The organism is Selenomonas sp. (genome assembly GCF_052169755.1).
In the GTDB taxonomy this organism is placed as follows: domain Bacteria; phylum Bacillota; class Negativicutes; order Selenomonadales; family Selenomonadaceae; genus Selenomonas.
In genome coordinates this window covers 1-11,471 of record NZ_JBQNBV010000063.1, presented here as the reverse complement: position 1 = coordinate 11,471, position 11,471 = coordinate 1, and the positions used below count along the sequence as shown (strand labels likewise).

9 protein-coding genes and 1 pseudogene are annotated in these 11,471 nt (G+C 58.0%); 2 read left to right on the top strand and 8 right to left on the bottom strand.

Going from position 1 to position 11,471, the window contains the following annotated elements:
* Positions 1-1,623 (top strand): annotated as a pseudogene (locus ACTTKG_RS05940) (TonB-dependent receptor plug domain-containing protein); the annotation flags it as partial.
* An 81-nt stretch (positions 1,624-1,704) separates the two neighbouring features.
* Here ACTTKG_RS05940 and ACTTKG_RS05935 read toward each other — a convergent pair.
* The 8 genes from ACTTKG_RS05935 to glpA all read right to left on the bottom strand — a co-directional run bounded on the left by ACTTKG_RS05935 (position 1,705) and on the right by glpA (position 10,798).
* Positions 1,705-2,016 carry a type II toxin-antitoxin system RelE/ParE family toxin gene (locus ACTTKG_RS05935; protein ID WP_442673328.1) on the bottom strand — a complete coding sequence of 104 codons (312 nt, stop codon included), beginning with the start codon at positions 2,014-2,016 and terminating at the stop codon, positions 1,705-1,707.
* Positions 2,017-2,018: 2 nt separating this feature from the next.
* Positions 2,019-2,300, bottom strand: coding sequence for a type II toxin-antitoxin system Phd/YefM family antitoxin (locus ACTTKG_RS05930; RefSeq protein WP_442673327.1), 282 nt, complete (start codon positions 2,298-2,300; stop codon positions 2,019-2,021).
* Between the two features lie 50 nt (positions 2,301-2,350).
* Positions 2,351-3,847: a glycerol kinase GlpK gene (gene glpK / locus ACTTKG_RS05925; protein WP_442673326.1), complete on the bottom strand. Its 1,497-nt coding sequence runs from the start codon at positions 3,845-3,847 to the stop codon at positions 2,351-2,353.
* Between the two features lie 430 nt (positions 3,848-4,277).
* The gene (locus tag ACTTKG_RS05920; protein WP_442673325.1) at positions 4,278-5,006 is read right to left on the bottom strand and encodes an MIP/aquaporin family protein; all 729 of its coding nucleotides are present in this window, start codon (positions 5,004-5,006) and stop codon (positions 4,278-4,280) included.
* A gap of 11 nt (positions 5,007-5,017) precedes the next feature.
* On the bottom strand, positions 5,018-6,520 hold the full coding sequence (gene glpK, locus ACTTKG_RS05915) for a glycerol kinase GlpK (protein WP_442673324.1): 1,503 nt from the start codon (positions 6,518-6,520) through the stop codon (positions 5,018-5,020).
* Positions 6,521-6,725: 205 nt separating this feature from the next.
* Entirely contained in the window at positions 6,726-7,952 is a 1,227-nt protein-coding gene (locus ACTTKG_RS05910) for an anaerobic glycerol-3-phosphate dehydrogenase subunit C (protein WP_442673323.1), read from the bottom strand.
* A gap of 15 nt (positions 7,953-7,967) precedes the next feature.
* Positions 7,968-9,194 carry an anaerobic glycerol-3-phosphate dehydrogenase subunit GlpB gene (gene glpB, locus ACTTKG_RS05905; RefSeq protein WP_442673322.1) on the bottom strand — a complete coding sequence of 409 codons (1,227 nt, stop codon included), beginning with the start codon at positions 9,192-9,194 and terminating at the stop codon, positions 7,968-7,970.
* The gene (gene glpA, locus ACTTKG_RS05900; RefSeq protein WP_442673321.1) at positions 9,191-10,798 is read right to left on the bottom strand and encodes an anaerobic glycerol-3-phosphate dehydrogenase subunit GlpA; all 1,608 of its coding nucleotides are present in this window, start codon (positions 10,796-10,798) and stop codon (positions 9,191-9,193) included. Before glpA ends, glpB begins: the two co-directional genes overlap by 4 nt.
* A gap of 288 nt (positions 10,799-11,086) precedes the next feature.
* On the opposite strand from glpA, the gene ACTTKG_RS05895 reads away from it, so the two are divergent.
* Positions 11,087-11,407: a helix-turn-helix domain-containing protein gene (locus ACTTKG_RS05895; RefSeq protein WP_442673320.1), complete on the top strand. Its 321-nt coding sequence runs from the start codon at positions 11,087-11,089 to the stop codon at positions 11,405-11,407.
* Positions 11,408-11,471 lie beyond the last annotated feature (64 nt).

Here is an 11,471-nt window from a genome sequence, read left to right as displayed (position 1 = left end):
GGTCGGGAGTACGACGGTATGCGCGTGCTTTACACGGAGGACAAGACGCAGATCGCGCTCGGCTACGGAGATTTCTCGCGCACGACAGGCGTATCGGACAGCGCTTACAGCCACAAGGAAGCGGCGATGATCCAGCGCGCTGCGACGCTTAACGAGCTGCTTGGCATCTATGCCCGAACGTTCCGCAACAGCGCAGGGGTGGACGAGCATGTTCAAGGCGAGCCGTACCCGATGCCCTATGACCCCGAAGCAAAGGCGAACTACCGCGAGAAGTTCAACAATGCGGGAAAGATACAGGATGCGAATGGCAACTGGGTGCGTGACCCTTCATTGACAGATGCCCAGATCGCCGAGAAAAAACTTGAAGTTGTACGCGAACTCGTCGGCATCCTCAAGGATGTAGACACCGAGATGCAGCGGCGTGCCGATGCCGATCCCGATCCCGCGCATACGTATGTAAATCAATGGAACAAGGTGCTCAAGAGAAAGCCATGGCGTGTATACTATAACCTGTTCCAAGCGGACATCATCGTCCGACGCGGGGACGGTACGGTGCGCGATCTTACACAAGGCGAACCTCTGAAAAGTATTTCCATGCCGTCGTATAATCGCAGAAGGGATGGAAACATCACAGGCAGCCCCAAATACGGCGGCATCGAAGGACTCCTGCATTCGGAGAATATCAAGACGATGATGGACGATATTCTGCAAGCGGTGGAGGATACGGGCAGCACCTACGAGACGCAAGACGGCAGGACACTCACGCGCGAGCAGGCGATCGATCACATGTTTACCTCCTTCGTCGGCGATACGGCAACATGGTATAATCGGGGCAAGCCATGGACCGATTCATCTGGTAAAGTTCACTATGGTACGACCGATGGTGATAGGAAATTCTATCACGGAACATCCAAATTCATAGAATCTATCATGCGAGGTCGGTTTGATCCGCTCAACGATGCCCCCATCCCGCTCCCCGGCGCGCCGATTGCATTCCGTCAGCCCGGCTACCTCCTCAAGCAGGATGTCATTCCTAAGATGGAACGAGCGGGTTATCTGAAAGTCCGTCATCAAGTCGGCGACAATCTCGGTTTGGAACTGTGGACGCTGCATTCTTTTGGGCGCGGCATGGAGGCAAAGGGAGAGAAGCTTCGCATCGCCAATGTGATCGGCATCGGTGCGCGCTATCTGCTCGGCCCGCGCGCGCTTCTTTCCTTCGACTGCGGCGTCAACCGCAGCGCCATGGGGCGCTACTTCCACGGCGGCAGGGATATCAACGGGCGCTATACGGGCGGCGGCTCGAATCCCTACTTCTGGGTCGTGCGTCTCGACTATGGCATCGCCGATATGGACATCCCCGGCACATGGGGCGTCTACTTCGACTACAAGAATTTCGAGCATGGATCTTTCCTCGGCGGTACGGGCGCGGATCTGCCCGACCGCTACCTCGACGGCATCCGCTCTTTCACGGCGGGCATATCCTTCGTGCCGGCGCAGAACCTTCTCTTAGAAGCCACATACACCTTTGGCGCAAGGAGCACGCAGATGCGCGATACGCTCTACACGCCCGAGCACTTCCGCCTCGGCGATTACGCGCGCTTCCAGCTTACCTACCGCTTCTAAAATCGCGCATACTTTGCAGCAAAAAGCACAAAACCGCCCGATGGGAAATGCTCCCATCGGGCGGTTTTCATGCGTCTCGCTTCAAATCAAGTTCAGATAGTCTCTTCGCCCATCGACGACCGCATAAATGGTTACGATCCTGCGCTTTTTGTCGATCTTGTAAAATACAAGATGCTTCTCAGCAATCAGCACGCGATACCCTCTTGCTCGCAGAGCAGTATAGCGAGGCAGGGCGCCGCTTTCAGGGAAGTCTGTCAGACGGTTGATTTTTTGCTCCAAATGATCTAAAAATTCCAAGGCGGCTTTGATGCTTCCTGTAACTTCTGCTCGATAGAGCACAATGTCCCGAAGTTGTTCATCTACCTTTGCCGTACGAAGAATCTGATATGCCACAGCTATTCCCTCTCAAGCAGCTCTGCGCGGAGAGAATCAAAGCTCTCCTGCATGGGGGCGACTCTGCCGTTTCTGACATCTTCTTCTGCCTCTCCAAGGAGTTCGAGAAGTGCGATTTGCGCTTTCATCTGTTGATATTGCTCATACCCGAGAGATACCGTGTCTCTACGTCCATTCACGGTGATGATCACAGCCTTGCGGTCTTCACGGCACTGTCGTGAGATTTCGCTGTACCTGCTGCGCAAATCTGCCGAGGGGTGAATCGTTTCTGCTAATGGCGGCATAAAAATCCCTCCTGTCAATATAGTCATATTATATCCAGACGTGACTATTGTCAACCTTGCCAGCCCATCGCATGGGAGACGGCATTTTGCCAGCCGTCATAGAGATGTTCGCGCTCTTCTTCGCTGAAGTGCGGCTGGAAGCAGGCGTCTTCCTGCCAGAGGGCGGCGAGATCTTCCGTACTTCGCCATAGCCCTGCGGCGAGCCCTGCCATGTAGGCGGCGCCGAGAGCCGTCGTTTCGCTTTCGATAGGGCGACGCACGGGCAGACCTAGGACGCCTGCCTGCATCTGCATGAGCAAATTGTTGCGGCTCGCGCCTCCCGATACGCGAAGTTCTCCGATAGGAAGAGCGGCGTCGGAACGGATCGCCTCGTAGACGTCGCGCACTTGGTACGCCATAGAGGCGAGCGCTGCGCGTACGATATGGGCGCGGCGCGTGTCCTCGGAAAGCCCGATGAGCATACCGCGCGTCTCACTGTCCCAATAGGGCGCAGAGAGACCGCGGAACGCAGGCACGAAGTAGACGCCCGCCGTGTCCGTGACGCGCTTGGCGATCCATTCGGACTCTTCGAGGGAGTCGAGGATCTTGAGACCGCGCCGCAGCCATTCGAGCGCGACGCCCGCGACGAAGATGCTGCCTTCGAGCGCATAGGTCACCTTGCCGCCGATCTTCCACGCGACCGTTGCATTGAGACCGTTGTGCGACTGTACATAGCGATCGCCTGTATTGAGAAGGAAGAAGGAGCCTTCGCCGTAAGTGTTTTTCGCTGTGCCGGGTGTGAAGCAGCATTGACCGAAGAGGTCGGCTTGCTGATTGCCGAGGATGCCGCTGATGGGGATTTCCGTGCCGAATACGGCGGCTGCCGTCACGCCGTAGGTGTGCGAGGATGGATGGATCTCGGGCATAAGCGCATGAGGGATGCGCGTCTGCTGCAATAGCGTTTCATCCCAAGCGCCGCGTGCGAGGTGATAGAGCATCGTGCGAGATGCGTTCGAGTCGTCCGTTGCGTGTACCTTGCCGCCCGTGAGCTTCCAGAGAAGCCAGCTGTCGATCGTGCCGAAGGCGAGGTCGCCGTTTTCCGCCAGTTTTTGCGCTTCGGGTACATTTTCGAGGAGCCAGCAAATCTTGCTGACGGAAAAATACGGTGAGAGCACCATCGCCGTGTTTTGGCGGAACTCTTCCAAGAGATCGGCATTCTTACGGAAACGCTCGACGATCTCCTTCGACTGCATCGACTGCCAACTGATGGCGTGATGAATCGGCCGCCCGGTATGACGGTTCCAGATCACCGTCGTTTCGCGCTGGTTTGTGATGCCGATCGCCGCGATCTCTGATTTTCGGATGCCTGCTTCGCGAATCGCCTGCTCCGCCGTCTGTAGCTGCACCGCCCATATCTCGTCTGCATCCTGCTCGACCCAGCCGGACTGCGGGCGATAAACGCTCAGTTCCTTTTTCACGAGAGAAATGAGATTCGCCCGTTCGTCAAAAATCGCCGTGCGGTTTTTCACCGTGCCCGAATCGAGTGCAAGGATGTATCTCCTGCGCATATTGAAAGCCCCCTTCCTGCAATGCCGTTACAGACATTATATCATAGGAAGGGGGCTTTGTGGCTTTTATGTGCAGCGAGGCGATATTATTATACGCATAGAGGATTTGACGTATATCATATCCCATTGTATAATGAGCGTAGAAGAAGGTGCTACTGGTAAACGGTCAGCCCCTCGTGAAGATTGGGTAAGAAACCCCGCCTACAGTTGTGAGCCGAAGGCGGGGTTTCTTATTTTGCCTTTAACGCAACGACGCAAATCGTCACCATGAACATCAACGATAAAAAATCGTACAGTTCCATAAGCAGCGCCCCCTTTCAGGGGCTAAGAATCGACCGCCTACCGTTCTAGTAGCACCAACTATATTATAACATATAGTTGGTATTAGGTCTGTTCTTTTTTCTGCAAGGGAGAAATTTGGCTATACCTCTTACAGCATACCGATGCCGTGCGCTACGAAGTAGGCGGCGGCGGCGCCGGCGAGGGGAGCGACGACGGGGATCCAGCCGTAGGCGAAGTCGCTGCCGCCCTTGCCTGCGATGGGCAGGATGAAGTGGGCGAGACGAGGACCGAGGTCGCGCGCGGGGTTCATCGCATAGCCCGTGGGTCCGCCGAGACTAAGACCCAAGCCGACGATGAGGATGCCGACGATGTACGGGCCGTAGCCGGGAGCGAAGGGACCGTTGACCTTGGCGAAGATCGCCCAAATCATGAAGAGCAGGAAGAAAGTCGCGATGAATTCGCAGAGGAAGTTCTTCCAAGTGCAGCGAATCGCGGGAGCCGTGCAGAACAGCCCGAGCTTCGTCGCCTTGTCCTCCGTCTTTTCAAAATGGGGCAGATAGGCGAGCCAGACGATAGCGGCGCCTGCGATGCCGCCGAGAATCTGGATGACGGAAGTCGCGAGGAACTGCTGGAAGTTGTAGACGCCGGCGAGCATCTTGCCGATGGTGACGGCAGGATTGAGGTCAGCCTGCGGCGCACCGAGCGAGATAGCAGTGAATACGCCGAAGGTCACAGCGAAGCCCCAGCCAAAGACGATGCAAATCCAGCCGCCGCCCTTGCCTTTCGAGCCTTCGAGCGAGCAAGTGGCGCAAACGCCGCAGCCAAAGACGATGAGGACCAGCGTGCCGAAAAATTCACCGAGAAGATTATCGTACATCGTGCAGCCTCCTATTCTTCATCTGCGAGCCAGTTTGCGGCGTGCTTGACGGCCTTCTTCCAACCCTTGTAGAGCTTGTCTGCTTCCTGTTGGTCGAGCGAAGGGGTAAAGCGCGTGTCGAGCTGCCAGCTCTTCTTGAGATCTTCCTTCGAGCTCCATACGCCTGTGGCAAGACCTGCGAGGTAGGCAGCGCCCAAGGCGGTCGTCTCCGTGATCTGCGGGCGGTCGACGGGGACGCCGAGGAGGTCGGCTTGGAACTGCATGAGGAGATTGTTGGCGACAGCGCCGCCATCGACCTTGAGCGCGGCGAGGCGATTGCCCGAGTCGGCTTCCATCGCGCCAAGCACGTCGCGCGTTTGGTAGGCGAGGGAGTCGAGTGTCGCGCGTACGATATGCGACTTTGTCGTGCCGCGCGTGATGCCGATGATCATGCCGCGTGCGTTCATGTCCCAATACGGTGCGCCGAGTCCGACAAAAGCGGGCACCATGTAGACGCCGCCGGCATCCTCGACCTTCTTCGCGACCCATTCGGAGTCGGGCGCGGAGTCGACGAGGCGCAGACCGTCGCGCAGCCATTGGATGGCGGAGCCGCCGACGAAGATCGAGCCTTCGAGCGCGTATTCGACCTTGCCGTCAAGACCCCAGGCGATGGTCGTCACAAGACCGTTCTTCGACATGCAAATGTCCGTGCCTGTATTCATGAGCAGGAAGCAACCTGTGCCGTAAGTGTTCTTCGCTTCGCCGGGCAAGAAGCAGTTCTGTCCGAAGAGCGCCGACTGCTGGTCTCCTGCCATGCCTGCGACGGGGACGGCGGCGCCGATGATCGAGGGGACCGTGTGGCCGTAGACTTCGCTCGACGGGCGCACCTCGGGCAAGAGGCTCTTCGGCACCGTCAGATGCTTGAGGAGAGCCTCGTCCCATTCGAGCGTCTTGATGTTGAACATCAGCGTGCGCGATGCGTTCGAGTAGTCCGTCTTGTGCTCCTTGCCGCCCGTGAGCTTCCAGAGGAGCCAAGTGTCAATCGTGCCGAAGGCAAGCTCGCCTTTTCCCGCTCTGGCGCGTGCGCCTTCCACATGGTCGAGGATCCACTTGACCTTCGTGCCCGAGAAGTAGGCGTCGATGACAAGCCCCGTCTTTTCCTTGAACTCATCGACAAGCCCCTGACGCTTCAGATCCTCGCATATATCCGCCGTCTGGCGCGACTGCCAAACGATGGCGTTGTAGATTGGGCGTCCCGTCGCCCTGTCCCAAACGACTGCCGTCTCGCGCTGGTTCGTGATGCCGATGGCAGCGATGTCGCTCGCGACGAGTCCCGACTGCTCCAGAGCTTCCTTCATGACTTCGTGCATGGAGCTCCAGATCTCTTCCGCGTCGTGCTCGACCCAGCCGGGCTGCGGGAAGTGCTGCGTGAACTCCTTCTGCGCGACGCCGATGATCTTGGAATCCACATCGAAGATGATAGCGCGGTTGCTCGTCGTGCCTGCGTCAAGTGCCATGACATATTTCTGTCCCATATTGCCACTCCTTTTCGTTCGCTTCTCGACTTTTTCCCTTGCACAGCGCCGCGTTGCTGCATCGCCGTGCAAACCTCGTTGGATGAAACTATGGGGTGGTGCTTTCTTCGCGTTCTTTGATGATCGCCTCCCTTCCGGGCGAGATTCCTTCCCTGACGGCACGGATCGGGCTGCAGGGGACTTGAGGAAGCAGGGATATGCTTCCTTATTTATATCCATACGCTTGCGCGAGGATTTCGATGGGATGGCACGTCGCCTTGCCCGAGCCGTGCCGTATCTGCAGGCGGCAGGTGCCGCAGTCGGAGACGACGGTATCTGCGCCGATTTCAGCGATGCGAGTAAAGACGTTTTCGCCGACCTTCATGGAGATGTCATACTTGTCCCCCTTGAAGCCGAAGCTCCCCGACATGCCGCAGCAGCCGGCGGCGATGTTTTCGATGGAAAGACCGGGGATGCGCTGCAGGAAGTTGAAGGACGGCAGCCCGATGCCCTGCGCGCGCAGATGGCACGGCGGATGGTAGGAGAAACGCCGCTCGATGGGGGAGAAGTCCTCGATCAGTTCGCCGCGCTCCTCTAAGATATCGAGGAACTCGAAAGCATCGTAAATGCCCGAGGAAATTTCGCGCATCTCGGGATCTTCGAAAAGCTCGTGGTACTCGCTCTTGAGCATCAAAGAGCAGCTTGTGCAGCAGACGACGACGGGGACGCCCTTCGCTTTCCATGCGAGGATGCGTTCGGCGTTCTTCTTCGCGTTTTCATGCGCCTCGTCGAGATAGCCCGAGGCGACCATAGGAGCGCCGCAGCAGATGAAGGATCTGTCCGTGATGACCTCATAGCCGTTCTTCTGCATGACCTTGATAAAAGCTATGCCGATCTCCGGCTCGTACTCGTTGATGTAGCAGCCCGGATAAAAGACGACCTTCTTCTCCGATGGCTTCTGCTCAAGTTTGGCAAACAGCGTATAGAAGGAATTGGATGCGAAAGCGGGCATGTCGCGCTCGCCGGCGATGCCGAGAGCAGCGAATACGCCGAGCGCCTTGCCGACCTTCATGCCGATGTTGGCGCATGTCGCGCCAAAGGGCAGGGCGCGCACGAGCTTTGCCATGCGCTCGCCGTGCGCGAGCATATCGTCCCTCTGCGAATGTTTGTGCGTGCGGTAGTATTCGCCGCGCTGCAGCATGTTGAGCGTGGCGACGCGCACGCCCGAGGGACAGGTGATCTCACAGTTCTTGCAGTTCGAGCAGTATTCGAGACTGCGCTCGACGTCGTCCTCGGCGAACTTCATGCGGCTGTGCGCCGGCCCCGTGAGCTTCGGTCCGGCAAAGGCGCGTGTCGCTTCCGTCACGGGGCAGTTCGCGATGCAGCAGGTGCAGGCGATGCAGTGGTCGGCGGTGTCCGGCGTGTTTTCGTGCAGTTCAAAAGGTTTTTTCATCAATCTCCGCTCCTCTCACGCCATTGCCGCTTTGTAGGCGGAAGCCAGCGCCACGCCGTTGCCCGAGTGCTCGCGGCAGAAATCATAGCCGGCAAGCTCGCGCCCGATGACATGGACGTTTTCAAAGACGAGGGCGCCGTTTTCATCGACGGGGCGAAGCATCTCGTCCGTGCGGACGCCCGCTTTCATGAAGGGCTGCGCGTCGAAAACATCAGCGGCAGTCCACTTCTCGGGATCCCTCTCGCATACGACGGGCAGATCGAAGATCGGCTCATAGGCTGCGCCCGGATCTTGCGCGATAAGACCGCCGCTGTAGAAACCGCCCGTCGCGAGGATGAACTTCTCGGCGCGGTAGTCCTTCTCGTGTACGCCCGTGACGCGGATGGAAAGGCAGCGCTTGCCGTCCGCAGCGTATCCCGTGACGCGTGCGTTTTCCAAAAATTCGACGCCCATGCGGCGCGCCGCTTTCATGAGTACATCGCGTAGGCGCATACCGTTCGCCGAGGGCGGCATGGCAGTCGTCTCAAGGATCCTGCCTTTCATCGCCGCCTGCATCTTCTTATAGACCCGCTCGCCGCGCACGCCGAGAATCTGCGGGAAGAGGAAAACGCGGTTCGCACCGTCCTCGGCAGCGAGCTGACGAATGACCGTCGCTGCACCGTCGCCCTCAAGCCAGCGTGCGGCGTCGAGAATGGAGAGGTCGCGTTCTGCCGCCGACTCGGGAGTGATTTCGAGTGTGCGGATATTTACCGCCTCTTTGAGCGTATCGGCGAGGTTCGCTGCGATCATCTCGGGGCAGCAGTCTTTCAGCCCTTTGACGCCGATGACGATGACATCCCTGCCGGTGAAATCCGGCGCCTGCATGGATGCAGGCGTCAGACAGGAAGGTTTCAAAGTACCGACAGGCGTCACGGCAGCTTGTTGTTCGTGGATGGAGCCGCAGTAGCCGAATCCTTCATCTTTCATGAGATCGAGGAAGAAAAGGGCGGCTTCCTCGATGGATTTTTTGCCGATTCTATGGTATGGATGCTCGGCGGGCAGCTTCCCGATCGCCGCTAAGGGATCGGCGACCCATGTGCGCTCCTCGTCGTAGCCGAGAATGTCGATGAGCCCGCTGTTCAAGGGGAAAGCGCCCGAGCCGTAGAAGAATACGCTCGCCTTCCTGCCGGTTTTGGCGCAGGCGATGGCTGCCATAAGTCCGGCGAAGCCGCCGCCGATGATTGCTACGTCCCGCTGTTTCATGCCTTCTTGCCTCCGTTGACATTAAAGGAAAGCTCATAAAGAGCGCGTGTCATCTCCGATTCACGGATATTGCGCCCCATGAGGACGGGGCGCACGCCCTTCCATCGTCCCTGCAAAAATCCCCTGAGCTGACCGAGAGAATCCTTCGCGCCCTCCGTGCTGCCGACGCGGTGGAAAATGCCGGCGGCGCGCAGACTGCAGAAATTGCCCTGACATGTGCCCATGCCAAGGCGCGTGCGGCGGCGAATATCATTGATGATGCAGCTGTCCTCGCTCTTGGCGATCTCCTCGATCTCAGCGAGTGTGATGTTCTCGCACTCGCATACGAGCGCACGCGATTCCGGCTCCTCTTCAAGCCGCTTGGCGACGCGCTCGAAGGCTTCGGGTCCGAGACGCGTCGCCGCGAGATTCGTGCCGAAAGACGGGAAGTATTTCGCCGCCTTCTTCTTCGCCTCTTCGCTGACCTCGGGCACGAGCGGCTCGTCCGCCGTGCGGCACGGCGTCTTGACGCCGAGTTTTTCGGCGATCTGGTCGCTGATGCGCTCCGCCATCAAGCGGTACGTCGTGAACTTGCCGCCGACAATCGTCATCATGCCCTTGAGCCCTTCTTTTTCGTGATCGAGGATCACGAAGCCGCGCGAAGCGCCGCGCCCCGATGCGCCCGGCTGCTTGTAGAGCGGACGCGAGCCGGCGAAAGCGCGCAGGATGCGATACTGGCGAAGATCCTCGAAGGTCTGTTCGCCGATCTTCATCAAGGCTTCGATTTCTTCATAAGAAGAGCTGGTGTCCTCGGGATCGTCAATGCTCATCGACGTCGTGCCGAGGATCGTGATCGAGCCGTGCGGCACGAAAATGTCGCCGTCCGACGGCTTGTGCAGACGGTTGACGACGTGGTTCGCGAGTCGCTGATTGAAAGCGATCAAAGTGCCCTTGTCCGGCTGCACGGGGACATTCAGCCCCGCAAGCTCAGCGACCTTCTCGCACCAGCCGCCTGCTGCATTGACGAGAATATCGCAGGCGATCGGGTACTCCCTGCCCGTAAAGCGCTCGCGCACGCGCACGCCCGTAAGCGCGCCGTTCGTCTCTTGGATGCCGACGACCTCGGCGTACGTCTTGTAGCGACCGCCATAGCGTACAGCGGAAGCGACATTCTGCCACGACATGCGAAAGCCGTCGATCGCCGCGTCAGGTACGGCGTAGGCAGAGACGATATGGCGCGACAGGCGCGGCTCCATGCGAAAAGCCTCGTCGAGCGTCAGAGGCCGCGCCTCAATGCCGCTCGCCCGACAGCCCTCGACCCAGCTCGCCTCGAAGTCCGCGTCGTCGGACGCAAGACGCACGAACATACCGCCGATCGGCTCGACGCACGACTTGCCGATCTTTCGAAGGATCGTATTCTCCTCGATGCACTCCTTCGCCGCCTCTTGATCCTTGACAGCATAGCGGCCGCCGCTGTGCAAGAGACCGTGGTAGCGCGAGCTGGCGCCGTTGACGAGATCCTCCTTTTCCAGGAGCAGCACGTCGACGCCGCGCATGGCGAGATCGCGCAGGATGCCGACGCCCGTGGCTCCTCCTCCGATGACGACGACCGTTGCCTTCTCCATATCGTTCTCCTTTCGTATCGCATGGCACATCGCCGTGCAGGAAACATCTTTAGCGGTGAAACGAAATTTTATACTTTCTATCGAGGGTAATACGATTTTTCGTTTCCGAAAGATAGAAAACTTCTTTTTTTACGACAACTTCATGTTATCATAAATTTTCAGATTTATCAATACAAAATCGAGAAGATTTCCCGACAAAAAAGAAAATTACAGTGGCAACATTTCTTTTTTTCGTTTTTGCTTGTATAATACCTATGGGATCAACGTATGCAAAAAGGAGGCGAAAGCGTGACGCGTGAGGACTATGTCAAGTCACTGATTAAATCGAACGGCTGCAATCTCAAGGAATTTGCGGCGAATATCCACATGCCGTACACGACGCTTCTCTCCATATTGAACGGCTCCATCGGCGGCGCGGCGATGGACAACGTGCTGAAGATCTGCCGTGCGCTCGACTTGACCGTCGAAGAGCTGAACAGCATCGTCGCGAAGTCTGCGCCTGTGCGTCCGCAAGAAGAGGACGGAGTGGACCCGCATCTTTTGGAAATGATTCGCAGGCTGCCGATGGAAAAGCAGCTCGCCTTGAAATTGCTCTTGGCAGATATGTGACGGCGCAGCTTTGTCTGCGCCGTCGGCTTTTCCTCTTGGAAATTCATAAAAAAAAAAACGCCGC

What these genes read in the sequence shown, in the direction of transcription:
- ACTTKG_RS05910 (WP_442673323.1), bottom strand. Translation starts at nt 7,952, where the DNA reads ATGAAAAAACCTTTTGAACTGCACGAAAACACGCCGGACACCGCCGAC.
- glpA (WP_442673321.1), bottom strand. Translation starts at nt 10,798, where the DNA reads ATGGAGAAGGCAACGGTCGTCGTCATCGGAGGAGGAGCCACGGGCGTC.
- glpK (WP_442673324.1), bottom strand. Translation starts at nt 6,520, where the DNA reads ATGGGACAGAAATATGTCATGGCACTTGACGCAGGCACGACGAGCAAC.
- glpK (WP_442673326.1), bottom strand. Translation starts at nt 3,847, where the DNA reads ATGCGCAGGAGATACATCCTTGCACTCGATTCGGGCACGGTGAAAAAC.
- ACTTKG_RS05930 (WP_442673327.1), bottom strand. Translation starts at nt 2,300, where the DNA reads ATGCCGCCATTAGCAGAAACGATTCACCCCTCGGCAGATTTGCGCAGC.
- glpB (WP_442673322.1), bottom strand. Translation starts at nt 9,194, where the DNA reads ATGAAACAGCGGGACGTAGCAATCATCGGCGGCGGCTTCGCCGGACTT.
- ACTTKG_RS05920 (WP_442673325.1), bottom strand. Translation starts at nt 5,006, where the DNA reads ATGTACGATAATCTTCTCGGTGAATTTTTCGGCACGCTGGTCCTCATC.